Genomic DNA, 22,331 nt, shown 5'->3' on the forward strand with positions numbered 1-22,331 from the left:
TTCCATAGCTCAACTTTTCAATGCTGATACAATGCGGCCACTTGCCATTCTTGCCCCCGATAGGTTTCTGGCGACAGGCCCTACTTGCAAAGCAGCTAGCCCACCCATAATAAATAGTTCGCAACCAGACCAGCGCAAATATTCATCTAATACTGGTAAACCATTCACTATTTCTAGTGGGTGGGTATGCAAAATTTCTTTTAAGATAGGTTGTTTTCTAACATCAAGTTTTGTACCTGTTGCTAACCAGATACGATGGTATTCTCTCATCATTCCATCATCACATTTTAATTGCCAGCGATCGCTGACAAACTCAGCACTTATTACTTGACATTCCTCAAAAATAGATAACTCATCTTGATGTTGGTAACGGCGTAACTTAGTCATTACTGCTGGTGTCATAGAACCGCCATCTCGTGCTTCTTGAATTAACTGCCATCGTTTTTGCCAGTCAGTTTCGGCGCTAAAACCTTTTAAATATTTTGGACCTAACCAACCGGGTTCCGCATCAAATAATTTCTCTTTGAGGTGACGTCTGACCATCAAGGTTACATTTGCGCCTCGTTTTAAGGCTCCTAATGCTAAGTGACCGCTAGTTAAGCCCCCACCGATAATTAGCACTTTTTCACCTCTGAGTCGCAAGCCTCGCAGGTCTACTTGGTGGGAGTGACAAAGGCATTGGTTTGGATAGGGAGTAGGAGTTTTTTTCGCCCATTCTGGAAGTTGAGGTTTTCCCCCACCATTGGCCATAATTACTTGACCAGCTATGGTTGAGTTGCCATCATCTAATTCAACTCGAAACTGAGGGTTCCCTCGGTAGGTTATGGGAACAATGTTTGTCACTGATGCTTTGTATACTTTGTCTTCTAACTGCCAGCGACTAACTACATCTTGGGAAAATTCTTGAAATAGTTTTGTTCCAGGTAAGTCGTAGGGGGGGAATAGTTCGTTTGGGCGATTTTCTGCAAACCGACGCAGGGAATAGGGATCTGGGTCTGGATGGTGAACGGCGGGGGATCGCAAGTGGGGTATTTCTTGGGCTGCAAACTGCTGTCGCCACTGACTCATCCAAGTGGCACTGGGGTCAAATACTATTATTTTATGGTGATACTTTTTCCGTTTTTGCAACAGATGAGTTACCAAAGTTAGGGCATGGGGTCCCGCACCTACAATGGCCATCTTGGTTTGTATTGGTAAGGACATACAATTAAAAAACAATAATTTTAAGAATGATTATCATTCTTTTTTTTATTAATTATATATATACCTGTAAGGACTCGCAAAGTAGATTTTTTCCCTGGTTATACTGCGTCAACAGCTCACATTAGTTACAAATAAGTTGTAAGCTTTTTGATGCCTAGACTAAAAACTGTGATACACTCCCGACTTTGATACAAGCTACAAAGCCAGCTTTTCAGCGCCTCTACTATGTAGACATAAACTGAACTAACAAGGAATGCCTTACCTCTCCAATTGATGCGTAAATAGGCTCAATTGAAACCTTTGTAGAATTAAAATTTGATTGGTGGTAGCAAATCTTTAATTAATAGTTTTGCTCTATTTTTGATGTTAATTGCAGCATTTAAGTCTCTACCAATTGATAAATTACAGTTAGGATATTGGTACTGTTTTTGAGCCAAAGTTTTATTGAATTTATCCCCACAGTTACTGCATTTAGTTGACGTTCTATGAGGTTTAATTTCTACAACTAACTGACCAGCTTTTTCGTCTTTGTTAGTTAAAATAGTCTGGAAATTTCTCTATCCTGCATCATCATATATAGACTTAGCTAATCTAGATTTAGCCATATCTTTTATATTTAGCTTTTCTACTGCAATAATGTCATATTTATATGACAAATTATTAGCAGTTTTCAAGGGTAAATATTTTCCGGTATGAGCTAGTTTTCTATGTTTGTTAGCTAAATGTTTAATTGACTTTTGTCTACGTTTATAACCTTTCTTTCTTCTAGATACTTTCTTTTGTGCTAGCTTGAGTTTTCCTTCAGACTTTATCAAGTATTTAGGAGCTGCAACTGATTCATTATTATAAATAACAAAAAAAAATTATAAGACCAACATCTACAGCTTATTTCTCAAATATTTTGCTAGTTTTTTTTGACGCTATAAGACTATAAACATTTTTATTAATTAAATTACTAATTACGTTAATATCTATTATATTTACTATTTATACCTAGAGCTAAATAATGTTGTAATTATTGATATTTAAAACCTTTTCATCTAAAATTTTAGTCAATTGATTCTGGGTTTTTTTATCAACTTTATAAGGAAAAATATTTCTGTAAATTGCATTGTTAATACATATTTAAAAAAATAACAATATAAGTAAATAATAAAGTCATTAATGTTTCATATATAGAGGGTATATATATTCAATATATATATACTGATTAATGAAGAAAAAAAATTTTTATATATATATTATTAACTAGAGAAAGCAAATCAATTAGGAATAACACTAGCTTTTACTATCAAAAAGGCAATGAATTGGACATTATATGGCCAACAATTAGCCAAAAACACTGTAATACTTTCTCTGTCAAGGTCATAGACTATTTGCTGTTAATGTGAGCCGTCTGGGCAGTATGATCCAGGAAAAATTCTGTTTGCGAGCTGGCGCAAATAATCTGAGTTTGTTTGTATATTGTTTTAAGTAAGTAATTTTTTTTATCATATAGTTATAAATAAGTCAAACAATTATAAGGATAACTTAGAAAAATTAGTTCACCATCGTTAAATCAACATGAGGAGATCCCCTGCCTAAACAACGAAATAGTTATTGTTGAGGCTTGAAAATCTTTTTAGGTACTAAACTCCATTACTTGAGAGTACAAAGTTCTCGTAAAAAACTATTGGCTTTAAAGGCTAAAAGTATTATTGGAATTTGCTTACAGCATTTATCGTTTTTTGAGAAAGTTTCTAACCTTGAGATAGCTATAAGTCTTAGCTAGCAATAGCTCTTTCTCGAAATTCCCACTTTCTAGTCCATTATTTCCTTCATTTATATAGCCATAGAAAAGTCGAAACTGTTGAAATTCTGTGACCTATTTTAGGAATTTTTTGCCTTTTTTTGTCAGAGATTGATGACAAAGTAAAAAAAGAATTAAACTAGAAGTAAAAATTAATAGTTAAAACCTTTAATTTTGGCGATCGCTGAAATAATGAATGAAGATTAAATTAAATACAGAAAAAATATGAGATTCTATCTGTCCTAACCCATGACTCCTGACTCATTAATAATGACTCCTGACTAATAGCTAGACTTATCTAACTTTTTAGATAACAGATGGTATTATTTACACACCCGAGATGTTTTTTTGTCTGTCCACGATAAAAATCACTCAATAATAATATCTGCCTGTTCATCTGAATGCATATTGCTTGGCTTGGAAAAAAATATCCTTTTTGTGGCAACGTTACCTACTCTAGAGAAATAACTAATGCTCTCTTAGATAGAGGTTATCAGGTAAGCTTCCTTCACTTTGCCACTGATGATGCTGACCTGGAAAAATGGCCTGTATGTGAAGAAGTACATCTACCTTGTATCTACAAGTCTCAAGGTTATACGATACCAAGTTTTAAATCTAGCAAAGTCTTAAGTCAGGCTCTACAAAAACTTAAGCCCGATATTGTTCATGCATCTCTGACCCTCTCTCCTTTGGATTTTTTGTTACCCGAAATTTGTGAGGAATTGAATATTCCTTTAGTAGCTACTTTTCATGCCCAATTTGATAGTAAACCACGGAATATTAAATCTGGAACCCAATTTTTGGCCTATCAACTCTATGCTCCTTTTCTGGCAAATTATGACCGAGTAATTATTTTTTCAGAAATACAGAAAGATTTACTAATAAAATTGGGGGTTCCGCGCAAAAAGGTTGCAGTTATTCCTAATGGGGTAAATATAGATAAGTATTCTCCTGGTGTCTCTAGTCTAAAAACTAAGTTAAATGCTAGCCTGATATTTCTATATTTGGGCCGTATATCTACAGCTAAAAATATTGAATCTCTGCTCAAAGCTTGGAAACATTCCGATATGGCTAATGATAGTTGTCTAGCGATCGTTGGAGATGGGCCATTAGCTCCTTCTCTACAAATGTTTTATGGAGATGTTAAAGGAGTTAGTTGGTTTGGGTATGTGAGTGATGAGCAACGACGAATAGAAATTTTGCGTGGTGCTGATGTATTTATTTTACCTTCTCTAGTGGAGGGTTTATCTTTGGCTTTACTGGAGGCAATGTCTTGTGGTTTAGCTTGTATAGCTACAGACGCAGGTGCTGATGGTGAGGTTTTGGAAAAAGGGGCTGGTATAATTTTGAATACTCATAATGTTACTAGCCAATTACAAACTTTATTTCCTTTATTTAGGGATCATCCTGAGTTAAATATTCTTTTGGGGCAAAAAGCTCGCCAAAGGGTTTTGGAGCGTTATACTCTGAGTCGAAATATTACTCAATTGGAAATGCTTTATAATGAAGTTTTGCAAGAAAGAAATTTGGAATTGAAAAGTTTAATTTAATGATGTGTAATAGTAAAATTTTTTGGGAAAACAAACAAACAAAAGTGTTATCTAACAAGCAACAGTGGAATATTTGATTAGTAGTAAATAAGTAGGTCTAATTCAATGTTTTAAGTGTTGAAAAAACTACAGGTGAGAGTTTAATTAAAGACTTAACATAAGTAAAATGTAGTCTGTTAAACTCGCAATAACCTCGTAACATTGACTTATGGGCAACTACTGAGCAAGTAAGTCGGTGTTGAAATTTTTCCCTCTTGGCAACTATGGCTTGCTAAAGATCGATTTGAAGAGCATCGTCTTCCTAGGTATTTGCCTCAAAAAAACTTAACCCCTGAAAAGATGGCATTATCAATGTTGAGACTTTTACTTGATATTATAACTCCTGCTAAAACTACCAAACCTCTTGAAAAATCGACTGATTAGAAAAAAGTTAAAAAAACTAAGAAGTACAAAAAAACCGTGATTTTGTAGTCAAAAAAAACGAAAAAATATCACCAAAAAAAGCCGAAAATCAGATAACATAGACTCAATTTTTGGTTAATTACCTTCTTTTTTCACAAAAAAATATTCAGAAATTTTGTCTTAACTCCAGTGAGTAAGTCGCTCAAACCAATTCTTAAAGTATGGAACAAAAAAATCTCGTCTTTTCTCATCTAATTTGAGTATTAGCGTCTTTTATTCTGTCCTCATGAGAAATTTTAATATTAACAGGACTTATGGAGACAGATCGAAATATACACCGTCTGTAGGGGTTAAACGTTCTTACACCCTATAAAGGCATTTTACCTTTAACCCCCCTAGATATAGTATTTCTGTATAAGTCCTGAATAAGCAACTTTTACTTATTGTCGCTTAACTTGGGTTCATCACTTAACTTAAAAAAACTAATGGAAATTATGACTATGTTTAATTAAACTCATAAATTCTTGACGAGTTTTCACGTCATCAGCAAAAACACCACGCATAGCGCTAGTAGTTGTCCAAGAACCAGTTTTTTGTACTCCACGCATGACCATACACATATGAGTTGCTTCAACAACTACAGCAACACCTAAAGGTCTAAGTAACCCTTGAAGTGCATCAGCTATTTGTGCTGTTAGACGCTCTTGAACTTGTAAACGTCGGGCATACATTTCACAAATTCGAGCAATTTTTGATAGCCCAATAACTTTTCCATTGGGAATATATGCTACATGAGCGCGACCAATAATAGGGAGAATATGATGCTCGCAAGAGCTAAAAAGATCGATATCTCGAACTAAAACCATCTCTGAGGTATCTTCACTAAAAACAGCTCCATTGAGCAGTTCATCTAGAGATTGATTATAACCTGAAGTGAGAAATTTTAGTGCTTTTACCACTCGTTTAGGAGTATCTAATAACCCTTCTCGATCTGGGTTTTCTCCTAGTCCTATTAATAAAGTTCTTACCGCTTGCACCATTTCAGCTTCTGTAACCGAAGTCTGATATTTCGTTTTCAAGTCATTGGGAGAAACAAAATCTGGAACTGTTGGTAAATTCATAGTTGAAAGGCTTTAAGCTTAATGTTTTGTTGAACGGTTTGACAGATATTTTCCCTCATAAAGTTTAGATGAACTATAAGGACTATTATCTGTGTTTATGAATAGCCAATATTAATTTATCACATAGTTAGACAATTTGTTAAGTTTTGTTGAATTATTAATGGATCCAAATTTCGCCCAATTAATACTAGCTGATTTGTCGGAGTGGTTGACCATTCATCTATTTCCATCTCATAGCGCTTACCACTCAATTGAAATATATGTTTTGATTCACTTTCTTGGAACCAAAGAATTCCTTTGGCTCTAAATACATTATCTGGCAATTCCTCTATAAAATTATGTTGGAATTTCAGGGCAGAAAAAGGTCTTGTACTTTGGAATGAAACAGACATAAAACCATCATTTATCAGATGATCTTTAGGATTTTTTTGTAGTTTTGAGTGATCGTTATTGTCCTCTAGAGAATAAGGCTGAAGCCTTGATATATTTACATCTAAAATTAAGTATGATGGTATATTACTGTGCTCACTTCTTAAAATCCTAGCTCCACTTCTTATAGTTTTAATATAAGAGTCTAAATAATCTACTTTATCTTGGGAGGCTAAATCTATTTTATTGAGTATAATAATATCCCCATAAGCAATCTGTTTAAAAGCTGCTTCACTATCGAAATGGTCTGGTGTAAAATTTTCACAATCCACTAAAGTCAGTACAGAATCTAAGTGAGTTAAATCTTTTAAATCTGTACTCAAAAAAGTTAAAATAATTGGCAAAGGATCTGCTACACCAGTAGTTTCTATAATTAAATAATCTATTTTTTTATCGCTTTCTAAAACTTGATATACTGCATCTACTAATCCTTCATTGATAGTACAACAAATACAACCATTACTAAGTTCTATCATATTATCGTTCATATCTGTTAATAACTGGGTATCTATATTAAGATCCCCAAATTCATTAACTAATACTGCGACTTTTAAATCCTGCTTATTCTGCAAAATTTGATTTATCAGGGTTGTTTTACCACTACCTAAAAATCCGGTAATAATAGTAACTGGCATCCCTCTTTTAGGAATATTTAATTCTAGTGAATTATTCATTACTGCTAAATTTATTTACGAGGGTAGCTACTCAAACAAAAACCTTGTTTATCATGAATAATACGATTGAGTAAGGTGGTTTTGTCACTAACAAGAAAACCTGTCATAATAATTGTCAATTATCCTTATAGATGAGTTACTAACTAGCTAGGTAGAAAATTTATATTTATAGTTTATTCAAGAGATTCTATTGGCTGATTTTCCTTAATTATGGCCATTAAGCCTATAAATTATTGCAATAATTATTATCATAATCAAAATATTACATCTAGTCAATAGAGATTCTGGAAAATCTTCATTGAATAGTAATAAATCACTCAATCTAATTTTTGAATAACTGTTTGTTAAGCTATATACATATTAACCCTAAGAGATGATATTTGATTTTCAGAAAGATGGAACGCACTCCTAAGCACAAAAACTATTGTAGGGGCGTTCTATAGAACATCCCTACTAATGCCTACCTCAGTTAAGACTAAATATAAAGTTCGTTGTTTTATCAACTAAAAAATCGTGAAAAATTTTGCTATCTTAAGGATTATAGTTATTGGACTTGGAAGGATGAAATTATTGCTCTGTCTTAGATTGAGTGATTATTTTATCTATTTAAGGATTACTGTATAGTATTTTCAAATTTTGACAAATACTCTTAAATATGCATCTCCGAGATTTAGTAAAACTAGAGTATATATTTAAGTTATAGAGACTATATGTTTAAATATTAGGTATGTTCAAATATTACATTTTTCATACATAAGTCTATTAATTCCAACGGTTTTCTGCCTGTTTCAATACATAGGCTGATACTGTTTGTATCTCTATTTCTGTTAAACGGTCTTTGTAAGCTGACATATTATTTTTCCCATTCTTAACTAAGTAAGCTATCGCCTCAACAGAATCTAATTTATTTCTTTTCAAAGTTCTTATTTTTAAGTTCTTCCACCATTTAACAATATTGCCTCCTTTGGCATGACAACCTGCACAATGAATCTGAAAAACTTCTGCGCCTTGTGTTATTTCTGTTGCTAATACAGTGGGTATTTTAATAATGTTTATTAATATAAATATTAACAAGCAAACTGTAATTATTTTTTTCATTTTTACCTTAATAAATTTAGACTAATTTCAGTAAGTAAGAGAAATAGTTTTAAGAATTTTATACAAACATAGGAATTATTACTATATATCTTGGTAGCAAACCTTACTCTCTACTTCCTACTCACATTAGCTAAAAACTGTTAAATTTATGACTATTAATAACCGAGGTTAATCTAAATTTTGGTCACCAAAAATCAATTTTTTCAAATAATTGACGCCATTCTTTCACAGCAAATATAGGTACTACTATTTCAGCTATACTAGAATCTTGTAAAGATAAATGTAGTCGCAGTGGAGTATCATAATCTAAATTTTTCATGACCTCAAGAAAATTATATTCTGCAACATTAGGAGGAAAAGATGAGTCTAACAAAACATTATCTGCTTTCCATACCTTACCAGTGCCAGTCGTAATTTGCAATTTTTGGGAATTAGCTAATTTTATCATTCCAGGAAAACCTACTAGTCGTAAATTTAAATTTTTTAATTGACCAGATTTGATTCTTTTGTATAATACTGCTTGCCATGCCCGGTCTGAAATATCTCGCAAACTTTGTTGAGAACGATACATTATTTGTATAGAAGATTCAGGGTATTTATGAATAGAAGCTAGGGCATTCTGAGGATTAAATATTATTAAATATAGGGATAATATTAGGGTGAAAATTAAAGTAATTTTTCTCATTTTTTGATTAATTACTTGATAATAATTAAGGTTACAAGTTAACTAGCCCAAGGGGTTAAGTAAAAATTACAATTCAAAGTTAACCTATTCAAAGGTTAAAATTTAAATTTGATATTTTCAGGGCTAAAAATTTTAATTAAAAGTGAAAATTTACCTATTTAAAATTTAAAAAATCTCCCCCTTTGTCTCCCATCAAAAGGTGGAAATTTAAAAGTTAAATCTTTAGGGTTCAAAGCTTTGGTGCTACAGTAATTTAAGTCTTTCATAGCAAATTTTTAAAGTCTAAAAAATGCTAAAATATCTATGCTTTAATACTTTTATATTTAATCAACAAGCCCTAAATAAAGTTTTTATTACAAACAAAAAGTAATAGATGTTTGGCTACGGAACATGAAAAATATATTTCCGACCAAGGAGGCTAGCTGAGGACTAAATGCTGATCATAGCCAATAACTTTCAATATTAAGAAACTTTTGAAAGATATTGGCTAAAACAAATTAATACTAATGAGTTAATACTCGTTCTTCTAACTCCAATTCAAAACGTTCTCCTGGTTTGGGTTCGATAATTTTTGTTGCTAAATTACTTTTAACCAACTGAGACTGTATTTCTTTAATATTTCCTTTTTCTTTGAGGAAAAATATTAATAGTCCTTGAAAGTCTATATCGCCCCCTGCTGCTGTAGGTAGCATAATTTGAGGTTCTAACCATTGAGCTACTTGTAATGCACTTTCATTTCCTTTAATTATTGGCCCGACTAATGGTAAGTTCAAACTGATAACTGGGGAAATGACAACATCTACAGGTGCAAATTCTTTGATTTTTTCAGAATGGCTGCCATGGGGCTCATAATATATTGTGTTCCCAGTGCTCAGGTCTTTGAGAATATAACCATTTTCTACTAAAGTTGGGCCCACTAGTGAGCCGGGAACTGCTCTAATTTCAATGCTATTTTCAAAAGCATAGGTATGGCCATGCTCAAGTGTAATTACTTGAGAGTAACCTAACTCTTGCACTACTTTTGCTGCGGCCGGAGAGGCAACAACAGGAATGTTTTTGTCTAGCTGCTTAAGAGTTTCTGGGTGAGCGTGGTCTTCTAGTCCTTGAGATAATACAATAAGGTCTACTTTTTCTGGAATATTACGGGGTGTGAGTCTTTCTCCTTTAAACAACCAAGATAGATTTCCGAAAACTAGGGGGCCAACGAGCCAAGGATCTATGAGTATTTGTTTACTTCTAATTTCAATTAGCCAGGAATTACTGTCTAACCAAGTTAAGTGCATAGTGTTTATATGAGTTACGCTTTATCATTATTATTGTAACGATTTATTACAAAGGCAGTAAGTAGGGGGGTTATGACAGGGGAAAATATTGGGTAATGATAATGAACAGAATAGTGGTTGATTTTTAATGCCTTTTAGGAAGTGATGGTTTTGTTATGAGTGCAAATAGATTTCCTAAATTAAAATCAAAGACTGTGGAGGTGTGAATAATTTACTAAGATGTATATTTTGTTCTCCATATTTAAGGCGGGTATTTAACTAATGTTGAGTTCAAAATTATTAATTTTAACTTGGCTAAAGGGAAGAAAAAGGTGATTTTATTTGTACTAATTATTGAATAGCTAATGTTTAATAGCTAATATTTAATAACTAATATTTAATAACTAATATTGAATCACTAAAGTTTGATAAAAAGTTAACATTAATGTATTCAAGTTTGTATAAGTCACCTTTGAGAGGGTAGCTAATAATAACAGGTATAACCCAACACAGTTCAGTTGAGATCAGAGCAAAACTCTTGTAGTGTGGAAGCATGAGATCAGCTTTTCAAATTACAAAACTACAAAAAAAAATCTTTAACTGAACCATATTGTTTTATGGATAACTTCAAAATTAACTACGGTTAATTTCTGCTAAAATTTGATCTAAGATTTCTTGGGCGCCTTGTTTTCTTAGTTTTTGAGCTAATTCGATGCCTATTTGTTCTGCATCAGCAGTGGCTCCAGTTACAATATCCTTAACTAATTTCTTACCATCTAAACTAGCGACTAAACCAGTTAAAGTTAGTTGTTCTCCTTCTATTTGGGTGTTAACACCAATGGGAACTTGACAGCCTCCTTCTAATTCTCTCAGAAAAGCACGTTCGGCATAACATCTCTGAGCAGTGGCAGTATGTTCCAGACTTTTCAATAAATTGAGAATATTATTATCTCCGGCACGACATTCTATTCCTAAAGCACCTTGTCCAACGGCATGAAGAGAAATTTCTGGAGGTATAATTTGATGAATGCGATCGCTCATCCCCAACCTATGCAAACCAGCAAAAGCCAATATTAGAGCATCATACTCACCAGCATCTAATTTTGCTAGTCTAGTATTCAGGTTACCACGAACATCTTTAAATTCTAAGTGAGGGAAGTGGTAGCGCAGTTGTGCTAAACGTCTTAGGGAAGAGGTACCAATGACAGCACCTTCTGGTAAAGTCTCAAGTTGTTTATCTTTTAATTTTTCATGGAGGACTAAAGCATCTGCAGGGTTTTCCCGTTCGGTGACGCAACCGAGAATTAGACCTTCTGGTAAGTTTGTGGGTAAGTCTTTTAAGGAATGAACTGCTAGGTCAGTTTCATTTTGCAGCATTCCTAATTCTAGTTCTTTAGTAAAAAGCCCTTTATCTCCTATTTTTGCTAAAGCTACATCTAGAATTTTATCTCCTTGGGTAGACATTTTGTGGACTTCAAATGTAATATTTGGGAAATTTTTTTCAAGTTTTTCTTGGACCCAGTAGGTTTGAATTAAGGCGAGTTGACTTTTGCGTGAACCGATCCGAATGGTAGGAGTAGAGGCAGATATTGTCATATCTTAATGTTGAAATAAATAAGTTTGATTGTTCTTTCTAGACTACCTTAAATTGAGGCTTAAATATTTGAAATCAAAAGTCAAAAGTTAAAAGCTAATGTTGGAAGGAAGACTAAAAAAACGAATGTCATAAACCCAGGAATTCTGATTTACCTAAAGATTTACCTTCTGAGTCTACAGCCTTTTGCCATTACAAACAGTGGGGTTATCAAGGAATTATAGAGAAGATTCCAGACCTTTTGCATGGCCAAGTATCCCAATAGGTAAAAAAAACCAAATGGGCAACTCTTATGATCGTCGCTCCAGAGGCAGTGAAAAATACTTGTAATGCTAGTGTAGACTCTAAAGGTTTTTGTTTTTACGAGGCCACTAACAGAATTAAGAGACATAAGGCGATGGATGGTCTCGGTTTTCCCTTTTTTGCCCATTGTACAAAAGGATCCGTTTCTGATGAAGGACGGGCTATTGAAATGTTATAAGACAACATTGATTACTTTAAATCTAAATCAGTTAACATTGCTAAAGTTACTATGGCGAGTTGACAATGGATACCACCCCGAAAAGGTAATAGAAAAGAAAATTTATCCGGCATATATTTGACCAAAATTCGGTTTTAACTATTCCTATTACCATCAAAGTTGGAGAAAGAAAATTTGGGAAAAACAGGTTAAGTTTGCGTTAAAGTTAGATGGGCCAATAAATGAAGCAACTCCTGGATGGAAAGATGTTGAAATAACCAAAAACTTTGAAAGGACTCTTAATAAAGCTACAACCAAGATTAATCTGTGTTTGATCCGACTGATGCTTAAGAGGTTGGGGACCCCATAGATACCTGTAGGGGTTCTATATATAGTAGTCCTAAATAGGTTGCGACCAATCAAAAGTAAATAAAACTGTTAAAACTCTTACCTACTCTCTGTTCCCTTTTCCCTGTTCCTTAAAAAGCAGTATGATTTTTGCTACGAACACTAATCTAGAAAATTTCAAAAAAATAATCGGGACAGGGCAAAAAAATTACTCTTAAGAAAAAACAAAGAAGAAATAACTTGTATACAATGCCTGGTAAATTAGGAAGTGATTTTTAAAACGTATGTAGGGTATGTAAAAGTCCTAGATAAGTTGCGAAAAATCAAAAAGTAAACGTATGTAGGGTATGTAAAAGTCCTAGATAAGTTGCGAAAAATCAAAAAGTAAATAAAACTGTTAAAACTCTTACCTATTTTCTATCCCCTGTTCCCTGTTCCCTAAAAAGCAGTCGTCCAAAATTGGATTATTACATACCAAACTATTGCTTCTCTACTCTATGAAAAATACCAAGTAGTTGAATAAGGAACTAACTAACAGATCTTTTTATTCTTTCTGACAAATGACAATTAACACAGTCAAAGAACTTAACTTTTCGACAACTTATATACAGGCGAAGTACGTGAAAAATGTGGAAAACTATCACATTCATAACCGAACTATCGTCATCAACCCCGAAGAGACAGATGCTTACCTTGAAGAAACTGATGCTTTCTTCAAGAGAAAAGTTAAAGGCATTGAAAAACATAAAAGCATTATTCCAGCTTTCTCGTCGACTATTCTCAATGATATAGTCGTTGAAAGAGCAAAATCTCTACTTTTGCTTGAAGTAATAAAGACGAGAAACATTGCTAAGATTATTTTTGAAGAAGGGTGGGCTTTATTGGGCAATTCCCCTGATTCTGACTTTCCTAAAGATGTACCCCTTTGGAAATCTCCCCAATATACAGCAGGTAGGATATCAGTAGATCCATTCTTTTTGACAAGGCAATCACCACATCCAACTACTCAAGAAGATTTTACTCTTAAAGTAAACCTATGGTATGCTCCTTCCCATACTGATTGTCTTATTCATGATGAACATGACTTTTTGGAAATTCATACACAAATCTTTGGACAGGGACGGATGCAAAAGTTCAAAGATCACAGTTTTGATAGTCTCTATGAAGATCTGCTGATGACTGAGGGATACACTCAAATTGTTGCCTTTTGTCAAATCAATGCGCAAGGAGAATATATTTATCCCTGGCATCAGTATTATTCAGAGACTGATTGCATCTGGATGGCGATCGAATATCATCCTGTGGCTAGAGAATTGTCCAGTCCAAACTAACCTTAAGAAGAATATAACTTACGCAGTAACACTAAAATTATATAGTGTACTTTGAGTTATGACTTTTGTTAACGCAAAACTCTATCAAGTTAAGTCAGATTTGCAATTTCAGTTGTCAAAAATTCAAGGAGTAAAACAATGCCGAGTGAAATTTTTAAAAGTGATCGCCTCTATAAATTTATCAAAGTCGAAGAATACTTCGATCACTACCAAGAATGGGATAAACTGGGACCTGCAAAAAATCCTGTGTTCGACGGGAAGTACACTTTAAGCCTTACCTTTGATAAGGCCGGCGGAGGTGAGTGCTCAATGTTGCTTGAGATCACTCAGAACGATGTCTTACGGATGCGCTTTAACCCCAACAAAAAATTAGCAGGGGATTATGCAAGGGGCACTCGCGTGGATAATGATGAAACAGATGAAGAGATCAAAAGGAATAATCAACGTACTGTAACTTACAGACAAGTTAAGGATATTAAGTTAGGAGATCAGGTTATATTGACGGCAAAAAGCAATTATAACCAGGTTGGTCGTAATACACCCTTCAATATGGAAGTAGTGATCACTTTAAATCCATTTGGTATCAAAGTATTCAACAAGTCCGAATCGAATTCAGAGTATGCCAATATTCCTGTCTGGGAAACCGCAAACACTTCAATTTACTATACCGCTAATGGCACAGATGATTATGCCATCATTCAGTCGGTCAAGAAGTCGGCCGATGCCAAATATATTGGTTTTGGGGAACAGGGGGGAACTAAACTCAGCAAAAATATGGATCAGTTGAATTATTTCAACTTTGATAATATGCGCTATCGACAGGTCTATAATCGTGGACCTTTAGATAACCGCGAACCTCTTTACCACTCTGAGCCTTTCTTTTATGAGTTCAATGGCGTTCCTGGTAGCGACAATGTTAATGCAGTTCTAGTGGATAACCCAAGTCAAGTATTCATGGACATAGGCTATAGTAATTCTGGTCGCTATATGTTTGGGACTCGCTTTGGTGATCTTGACTATTATGTGTTTTTTGGAGAAGACCCGAAGAATATTTTAGATAGCTATACGGCCGTGATCGGTCGCCCAGAGTTGAAACCGCGCTATGCTTTGGGATATCACCAAGGTTGCTATGGATACGAAAAGCGGAGTGACTTAGAATGGGTTGTGGCGCGATATCGGGATTGGGGTATACCCATTGATGGTCTCGCTGTTGATGTTGACTTACAAGCAAATTATCGGACTTTTACTATCAACATCAATAATTTCTGGGAACCAGATAAAATGTTTGATAACTTGCGAAAGCAGGGGATAAAATGCTGTACGAACATTACTCCCGTGATCAGCAGTCAAGATAAGCTTGGCAAGACAGATTATGACTACTCAACCTACGTTGAGGGAAAGAATAACAACTACTTTGTTGTTGATAAGCGCTACGATCCATATAATCCAATTAGTAAAGAGTATCAGATCTATAATGGGGGTATTGAAGATCGTTCCAACAAAGATGATAATTCCGATCCCGAAGGGTTTGATAGTAGTGAGCCTTACATTGGCGAAGTATATTACGGCAAGGATGCCAATGGTAAAGAGCTGGGAAGCCCTGGTCATTATCCTGATTTAGGCCGTCAAGAAGTACGCGAATGGTGGGGCAAGCAATATCAATATCTGTATGAAATGGGACTAGAATTTGTCTGGCAGGATATGACTACCCCAGCTATCCGTGACTTCCGTGGGGATATGAAAGGTTTCCCCTTCCGTCTGTATGTGACTGACGACTTCTATCCCTCGGATGTCAAACTAACCCCAGCTCTGAAAGTTTGGAATTTGTATTCATACAATTTGCACAAAGCCACCTACGAAGGACTCAATAACCTGTACAAACTATCCAAAGGACTAGAGTGGCGCGAAAACAAGCGCAACTATATCATCGGACGAGGGAGTTTTTCTGGTTCTCACAGATATTCTGGTTTATGGACTGGGGATAACTCTTCCGAATGGGCTTTTCTTCAGATGAATATCTCTCAGGTTCTGTCTCTAGGCATGAACGCTTTGGCAGTTACCGGGCAAGATATCGGAGGTTTCGAGCAAGAATATGGTAACGACAAACAGCAGTGGGCGAGTCCGGAACTGGTAATTCGCTGGACTGCTGCAGGTGCCTTCTTACCATGGTTCCGTAACCACTATGTCCGTAAGGGTCGTAAAGAATTCCAAGAACCATTCCAATATATAGAGTGGTTTGAGACATGGAACAAGCCAATTCCCGAGCCCCAGGACTTGTACAGGATGGTGCCAGAGATTTGTAAGCATTATATTGAATTGCGCTACCGTCTGATGCAGTTATTCTACGACACATTGTTTGAGAACACTCTGGATGGTCTGCCTATCTGTCGTCCTTTGTTCCTCAACGATCCCCAGGACAAGTCTCTTTACAATGATAAAGACGAATTTTTAAACAACGAATTTTTCGTAGGCAAGGATTTTCTCGTTGCTCCGGTATTGCTTCCTCAGAGTGAAACCAATGGTGGCAAGCGGGATATCTATTTACCTAAGCCTAGCTACTGGTACAACTTTGTCAACAACGTTATGCCTCTTAATAATGCTTTGGAAGGGGGAACAACGATACGAGATTTTGATGCTAATATCAATACTCGTGACCAGCACATTAACTTTATTGTACCCATCTACGTTCGCTCGGCAGCAATTATTCCCACAATTGAGTTGGAACAATATGTGGGAGAAAAGAACGCCAAAGGAGAAAAAAATCCTATTACCCTGAATATCTATCCAGACTATCAGAAGGAGAATGGAGGAGAATACCACATGTACTTGGATGATGGGGAGAGCCGTTCTTCTGCCCCGAAATCACAAGTGGACGATCCCAAGGCAAACGACGAATATCGCGAGATTTTGATTACTAATAAATACACTGGGGAAAAGACCAGAGAGATTAAAGTTAATCGTGTTCACGATGGATATACGCCTATGGAAGACTTTTTCTTTGTGGCAATATTGCACGATCCTACTGAACAAAAGGGAGAACACGGCCCTTTGCAGGAGGTGACTATGGAAGGTAAACCGCAACAGATGGTTAGTGACAATGGTGCCCTCTGGGGTAGCCCTAACAACGCATGGTACTATAATGCAGACATCAATATCAGTTTTATCAAGGTGTTTGATAATATGCCTAAGACAACTATCATGTTAGGTTATGTCTAAGTTACCGATAAGTTTGACGGAAAATCTTTGAATACCAAGCACTATAGTCTGATTTTGATGGTTAAGTTGTGTAAGTTCCAATAGGGATTTTTTGACTTTGTGTACTTAAAGTTGTCTATGATCATTACGTTTTGAGCTGGTTAATTTAAATATATAAGTAGTCAACATAGGTTGGGGGTGAGTGTAAACTATCTGCGTTTGCACTCACCCCCTTCTATTATCAATAAGTTTTATCTACTGCTTGAATTTTTATTCAATTCTATTTACTGCTTCATAAAACTGATATAATATTAGGTTTGGTAGAATTAGCTTTGGTATAATTAGATTGCTAATTACGACTCAGGAGCCGGGAGTTATAGGAGTTAACAATTCAGTCAATATTTATACTTAAGGTTTCCCTGAGAAAAGAAAGGCAGAGGGCAGAATGTTTTTTCTTATTTGGCTTCATTTTGGGGCAGAAAGGGGGGCTTTTGGGATAAAGGAGGAGCTTAAATTGTTAATGGATGACTTCTGTGAAAGGGTATAAGTCTTATCTATATAATTTGCTTATGACTAAAAAAATTAGGTTGATGGCCCTCTGCTGTTACTAACAACTAATTACTAATAATTATTGATAATTATGGAGAGAAAATATTTAAGGGAAGCTTTAGTAGTTGGAGTTAACCGTTATCCTATGTTGAAAAATAAAAAAGTAGGAGATTCGAACCTTAAGGCTGCTGCTAAGGATGCTGAAGCTATTGCTAATATGTTGGAAAAATATGGTAAATTTCGAGTTCAACGTTTGCCAAAAAAATATGATGAGGAAGGTAAAGAAACTTGTGACCATGAGGGAATAGTTAAGGTTGATGATCTTAAAAAAGCAATTATTAATCTATTTACACCTCCTGGAAAAAATGAAACTCCTGATGTGGCTTTACTGTTTTTTGCCGGGCATGGTTATGTTAATATAGAAGAAGATATTCGAGAGGGTTTTTTGGCTACTAGTGATGCTAAGTTTGCGAAAAAGCTCTCGAATAATGAAGATATTTTTGGTGTTCCTTTAAGTTGGTTAAAGGATTTATTGCAAAAGAGTCAGGTTCAAAAACAAATTGTTTGGTTAGATTGTTGTTTTAGTGGTGAATTATTGAATTTTGACGGGGTAGCTAACCTCAATACTCAAGAAAAAAAGGTCAGTCGCTGTTTTATTACTGCTTCTCGTTCTTTTCAAACTGCTACAGAAAAAATTGATGGAGAACATGGTTTATTTACTGATAATTTGCTGGAATGTTTAAACCCAGAAAATTATGTTGATGGTTGGGTAGATAATCATGTTTTGACGGAATCTATTCAAGAAAAGATGTCTCAGACATCTCAAGCACCTATGTGTGATAATTCCGGGGATACAATTATTCTGACTACTAATAGTCTGAATGAACCTCTGGATGAACGTTGGAAAAATGATCCTCCTTATCGGGGTTTATCTTATTTTCGGCAGCAGGAGAATGATGGGGTATTTTTTCATGGTAGAACTTCGTTAACTGATAAGTTAATTGAGCTAGTAAAAGATAATAATTTTGTGGCGGTTTTGGGGGCTTCCGGGAGTGGGAAATCTTCTTTGTTACGGGCGGGTTTGTTATATCAATTGAAGCGGGGGCAGAAAATATCGGGAAGTGATAGATGGTTTTATATTGCTCCTTTTACTCCGGAGGAGTCTCCTCTGAAAAGTCTGCTGAAAAGTCTGGGGAAAAGTCTGGGGGAAATTAAGATTAAGGGGGAAAAAGTTGAAGGTTTAATTCAGTTTGTTGATCAAACAGAGGCGGAACAAACAGAGGGGAAAAAGGTCGATTTTTTAACTAAGGAATTAATTGAAGAGAAATTAATTGAGTTTATTGATGTGGTTGAGGCGGAAAGAGTAATTATGGTGATGGACCAATTTGAAGAGTCTTTTACTCTCTGTAAAACTCACGAAGAACGACTGGATTTTTTTGATTGTTTTTTGGCTGTTTTGGAAAGGCGAGGTGAGAAGTTTTGTGTGGTGTTGGGAATACGGGCTGATTTTCTGGGCCGCTGTTCTGAATATGGAGGGTTGGCCAATAAAATTCAGGGACATCAATTATTAGTTACTCCTCTGGACGAGGGTGAAATAGAGGAGGTGATCAAAAAACCGGCGAAATTAGTGGGTATGGATGTTGAGCCCAACTTGGTTGCCAAAATGAGGGAAGATTTTTTGCGTAACCCTGGTAGTTTACCTCTGCTGGAATATACTTTGGATGCTCTGTGGAGTTTTGCGACTCAAGGGGAGAATAAAAGTCCATATTTAACTCTGGAAAATTATACAAGTTTGGGTGAAATAGAGGGTGCTTTGACGAAGCGAGCTGATGCGGTTTTTGAGAGTTTGAATGATGAGGAAAAGTCGGTGGCAAAGAGGATATTTTTAGAGTTGGTTCAGCCTGGGGAAGGGAAAATAAGTCCGGGGAAAATAACGGATACTCGGCGGCGGGTAATTTTGGAAAAGTTGCCTAATGAACGACATAGTTTAGAGCTTTTGTCTGCAGTTAGTGATAGGTTGGCTGACAAAAATAACAGGTTAATGACTAAGGATAGGTCGGAGGCGGGAATATTATTGGATATTGTTCATGAGGACTTAATTAGAAGTTGGAAAACTTTGAGGAAATGGGTGGAGGAATATCAAGAGGCTTTGCCGGTGGAAAGAAAAATTGAGGCTGATGCGGCTGACTGGGAAAAAGAGGGGAAAAGTGAGAATTTGTTGTTACGAGCTGGTCGGTTAACTAAGGCGGAAGAATATCTGGAAAATTATGGTGAAATGGCTTTATTGGATGGGTTGGCTTATGAGTTTATTGAGGCGAGTCGGGAGTTGAAAATTCGTGAGGAAGAAAAAGAGAAGGAGCGGCAAAGAAAAGAGAAGGAGCGGCAAAGAAAAGTAGAGGAACAAGCAGCAAGAATATTAGGAATGCTTTCTGACTCAATGATCAGACAAAAGCTATCTTTACTTGATAAAGGTGTATTACTGAGCGTGGAGTCAATGAAGCAATACTTTGATATCAAAAAACGTTATGGAAAAGCTGACTCGGGCCTACTTGTTGAACTGGATCAAACTCTACGGAATGGAGTAAGTCAACTACCCAAGCATCTCTATACTCTCAAACACCAGTCCGATGTATATGCAGTAGCCTTTAGCCCCGACGGCAAAACCATTGCAACTGCAAGTTTAGACAAAACCGCCCGCCTCTGGGATACTGAGAATGGCAATGTATTAGCTACTCTCAACCACCAGTCCTCGGTAAATGCAGTAGCCTTTAGCCCCGACGGCAAAACCATTGCAACTGCAAGTTATGACAAAACCGCCCGCCTCTGGGATACTGAGAATGGCAAAGAATTAGCTACTCTCAACCACCAGGACTGGGTAAATGCAGTAGCCTTTAGCCCCGACGGCAAAACCATTGCTACTGCAAGTTATGACAAAACCGCCCGCCTCTGGGATACTGAGAATGGCAAAGAATTAGCTACTCTCAACCACCAGTCCTCGGTAATAGCAGTAGCCTTTAGCCCCGACGGCAAAACCATTGCTACTGCAAGTTCTGACAAAACCGCCCGCCTCTGGGATACTGAGAATGGCAATGTATTAGCTACTCTCAACCACCAGGACTGGGTAATAGCAGTAGCCTTTAGCCCCGACGGCAAAACCATTGCAACTGCAAGTTCTGACAAAACCGCCCGCCTCTGGGATACTGAGAATGGCAAAGTATTAGCTACTCTCAACCACCAGTCCTCGGTAAATGCAGTAGCCTTTAGCCCCGACGGCAAAACCATTGCAACTGCAAGTTCTGACAAAACCGCCCGCCTCTGGGATACTGAGAATGGCAAAGTATTAGCTACTCTCAACCACCAGTCCTCGGTAAGAGCAGTAGCCTTTAGCCCGGACGGCAAAACCATTGCAACTGCAAGTTATGACAAAACCGCCCGCCTCTGGGATACTGAGAATGGCAATGTATTAGCTACTCTACTCCACCAGGACTTGGTAATAGCAGTAGCCTTTAGCCCCGACGGCAAAACCATTGCTACTGCTAGCTGGGACAAAACCGCCCGCCTCTGGGATACTGAGAATGGCAAAGTATTAGCTACTCTCAACCACCAGTCCTCGGTAAGAGCAGTAGCCTTTAGCCCGGACGGCAAAACCATTGCAACTGCAAGTTCTGACAAAACCGCCCGCCTCTGGGATACTGAGAATGGCAAAGTATTAGCTACTCTCAACCACCAGTCCTCGGTAAATGCAGTAGCCTTTAGCCCCGACGGCAAAACCATTGCAACTGCAAGTTCTGACAAAACCGCCCGCCTCTGGGATACTGAGAATGGCAAAGTATTAGCTACTCTCAACCACCAGTCCTCGGTAAGAGCAGTAGCCTTTAGCCCGGACGGCAAAACCATTGCAACTGCAAGTTCTGACAAAACCGCCCGCCTCTGGGATACTGAGAATGGCAAAGTATTAGCTACTCTCAACCACCAGTCCAGGGTATTTGCAGTAGCCTTTAGCCCCGACGGCAAAACCATTGCTACTGCAAGTTCTGACAAAACCGCCCGCCTCTGGGATACTGAGAATGGCAATGTATTAGCTACTCTCAACCACCAGTTCTGGGTAAATGCAGTAGCCTTTAGCCCCGACGGCAAAACCATTGCAACTGCAAGTTCTGACAAAACCGCCCGCCTCTGGGATACTGAGAATGGCAAAGTATTAGCTACTCTCAACCACCAGTCCAGGGTATTTGCAGTAGCCTTTAGCCCCGACGGCAAAACCATTGCTACTGCAAGTTCTGACAAAACCGCCCGCCTCTGGGATACTGAGAATGGCAAAGAATTAGCTACTCTCAACCACCAGTCCTTGGTAAATGCAGTAGCCTTTAGCCCGGACGGCAAAACCATTGCTACTGCAAATTATGACAATACCGCCCGCCTCCATTGGGCAACGTCAGAAGGCTTAATTCAAGAAGCTTGTAGTCGTCTCAGTCGGAATTTAACCGCAAAGGAATGGCAGCAGTATATCAACAGCGACTTGGAGACATATCAGAAAACTTGCGAAAACCTTCCCGTTCATCCGAGTGTAACTGCAGAAGCTGCGCTAACCTCCTCAGACCAAACCCTTTGGTTTGACCTTTGAGTTCGCCCTAGCACTAT

At 36.8% G+C, this 22,331-nt stretch carries 13 protein-coding genes and 1 pseudogene; 5 read left to right on the top strand and 9 right to left on the bottom strand.

Features of this window, described 5'->3' with window-relative positions:
- Positions 1-9: 9 nt before the first annotated feature.
- The 3 genes and pseudogenes from TERY_RS22290 to TERY_RS37695 form a co-directional block, all read right to left on the bottom strand.
- Entirely contained in the window at positions 10-1,203 is a 1,194-nt protein-coding gene (locus TERY_RS22290) for an FAD/NAD(P)-binding protein (protein ID WP_011613904.1), read from the bottom strand.
- A gap of 308 nt (positions 1,204-1,511) precedes the next feature.
- A pseudogene (locus TERY_RS31425) lies at positions 1,512-1,748 on the bottom strand (zinc ribbon domain-containing protein); the annotation flags it as partial.
- A 12-nt stretch (positions 1,749-1,760) separates the two neighbouring features.
- Positions 1,761-2,054, bottom strand: coding sequence for a transposase (locus tag TERY_RS37695; RefSeq protein ID WP_155994580.1), 294 nt, complete (start codon positions 2,052-2,054; stop codon positions 1,761-1,763).
- 1,339 nt (positions 2,055-3,393) lie between these two features.
- On the opposite strand from TERY_RS37695, the gene TERY_RS22300 reads away from it, so the two are divergent.
- Positions 3,394-4,542, top strand: a complete 1,149-nt coding sequence (locus TERY_RS22300; protein ID WP_011613905.1) for a glycosyltransferase — start codon at positions 3,394-3,396, stop codon at positions 4,540-4,542.
- Positions 4,543-5,426: 884 nt separating this feature from the next.
- Here the strand turns inward: TERY_RS22300 and folE are convergent.
- The 6 genes from folE to hemC all read right to left on the bottom strand — a co-directional run bounded on the left by folE (position 5,427) and on the right by hemC (position 11,809).
- A complete protein-coding gene (gene folE / locus TERY_RS22305; RefSeq protein ID WP_011613906.1) occupies positions 5,427-6,065 on the bottom strand; it encodes a GTP cyclohydrolase I FolE in 639 nt (212 codons plus the stop codon).
- A gap of 119 nt (positions 6,066-6,184) precedes the next feature.
- Positions 6,185-7,168, bottom strand: coding sequence for a GTP-binding protein (locus TERY_RS22310; RefSeq protein ID WP_011613907.1), 984 nt, complete (start codon positions 7,166-7,168; stop codon positions 6,185-6,187).
- Positions 7,169-7,930: 762 nt separating this feature from the next.
- The gene (locus TERY_RS22315; protein ID WP_011613908.1) at positions 7,931-8,266 is read right to left on the bottom strand and encodes a c-type cytochrome; all 336 of its coding nucleotides are present in this window, start codon (positions 8,264-8,266) and stop codon (positions 7,931-7,933) included.
- Between the two features lie 184 nt (positions 8,267-8,450).
- Complete coding sequence (locus tag TERY_RS22320; RefSeq protein WP_011613909.1) at positions 8,451-8,951, bottom strand: DUF3122 domain-containing protein; 501 nt, start codon at positions 8,949-8,951, stop codon at positions 8,451-8,453.
- A gap of 503 nt (positions 8,952-9,454) precedes the next feature.
- Positions 9,455-10,234 (bottom strand): MBL fold metallo-hydrolase, encoded by a 780-nt coding sequence (locus TERY_RS22325; RefSeq protein ID WP_011613910.1) that lies wholly within the window; start codon positions 10,232-10,234, stop codon positions 9,455-9,457.
- 612 nt (positions 10,235-10,846) lie between these two features.
- Positions 10,847-11,809 (bottom strand): hydroxymethylbilane synthase, encoded by a 963-nt coding sequence (hemC, locus tag TERY_RS22330; protein WP_011613911.1) that lies wholly within the window; start codon positions 11,807-11,809, stop codon positions 10,847-10,849.
- A 290-nt stretch (positions 11,810-12,099) separates the two neighbouring features.
- Here hemC and TERY_RS37700 point away from each other — a divergent pair, with 290 nt between their 5' ends.
- The 4 genes from TERY_RS37700 (at position 12,100) to TERY_RS22350 (ending at position 22,314) form a co-directional block, all read left to right on the top strand.
- Positions 12,100-12,288 carry a hypothetical protein gene (locus TERY_RS37700; RefSeq protein ID WP_370496117.1) on the top strand — a complete coding sequence of 63 codons (189 nt, stop codon included), beginning with the start codon at positions 12,100-12,102 and terminating at the stop codon, positions 12,286-12,288.
- An 887-nt stretch (positions 12,289-13,175) separates the two neighbouring features.
- Entirely contained in the window at positions 13,176-13,946 is a 771-nt protein-coding gene (locus tag TERY_RS22340; RefSeq protein WP_011613912.1) for a hypothetical protein, read from the top strand.
- Positions 13,947-14,084: 138 nt separating this feature from the next.
- Positions 14,085-17,162 (top strand): TIM-barrel domain-containing protein, encoded by a 3,078-nt coding sequence (locus TERY_RS22345; protein ID WP_011613913.1) that lies wholly within the window; start codon positions 14,085-14,087, stop codon positions 17,160-17,162.
- A 619-nt stretch (positions 17,163-17,781) separates the two neighbouring features.
- On the top strand, positions 17,782-22,314 hold the full coding sequence (locus TERY_RS22350) for an eIF2A-related protein (RefSeq protein ID WP_011613914.1): 4,533 nt from the start codon (positions 17,782-17,784) through the stop codon (positions 22,312-22,314).
- The last annotated feature ends 17 nt before the right edge of the window (positions 22,315-22,331 follow it).

The organism is Trichodesmium erythraeum IMS101, from assembly GCF_000014265.1.
In the GTDB taxonomy this organism is placed as follows: Bacteria; Cyanobacteriota; Cyanobacteriia; order Cyanobacteriales; family Microcoleaceae; genus Trichodesmium; species Trichodesmium erythraeum.

Coding starts and splice junctions, on each gene's coding strand:
- TERY_RS22290 (WP_011613904.1), bottom strand. CDS start 1,203: ATGTCCTTACCAATACAAACCAAGATGGCCATTGTAGGTGCGGGACCC.
- TERY_RS22350 (WP_011613914.1), top strand. CDS start 17,782: ATGGAGAGAAAATATTTAAGGGAAGCTTTAGTAGTTGGAGTTAACCGT.
- TERY_RS37700 (WP_370496117.1), top strand. CDS start 12,100: ATGATCGTCGCTCCAGAGGCAGTGAAAAATACTTGTAATGCTAGTGTA.
- TERY_RS22345 (WP_011613913.1), top strand. CDS start 14,085: ATGCCGAGTGAAATTTTTAAAAGTGATCGCCTCTATAAATTTATCAAA.
- TERY_RS22325 (WP_011613910.1), bottom strand. CDS start 10,234: ATGCACTTAACTTGGTTAGACAGTAATTCCTGGCTAATTGAAATTAGA.
- TERY_RS22315 (WP_011613908.1), bottom strand. CDS start 8,266: ATGAAAAAAATAATTACAGTTTGCTTGTTAATATTTATATTAATAAAC.
- TERY_RS22310 (WP_011613907.1), bottom strand. CDS start 7,168: ATGAATAATTCACTAGAATTAAATATTCCTAAAAGAGGGATGCCAGTT.
- TERY_RS22300 (WP_011613905.1), top strand. CDS start 3,394: ATGCATATTGCTTGGCTTGGAAAAAAATATCCTTTTTGTGGCAACGTT.
- TERY_RS22320 (WP_011613909.1), bottom strand. CDS start 8,951: ATGAGAAAAATTACTTTAATTTTCACCCTAATATTATCCCTATATTTA.
- hemC (WP_011613911.1), bottom strand. CDS start 11,809: ATGACAATATCTGCCTCTACTCCTACCATTCGGATCGGTTCACGCAAA.
- folE (WP_011613906.1), bottom strand. CDS start 6,065: ATGAATTTACCAACAGTTCCAGATTTTGTTTCTCCCAATGACTTGAAA.
- TERY_RS22340 (WP_011613912.1), top strand. CDS start 13,176: ATGACAATTAACACAGTCAAAGAACTTAACTTTTCGACAACTTATATA.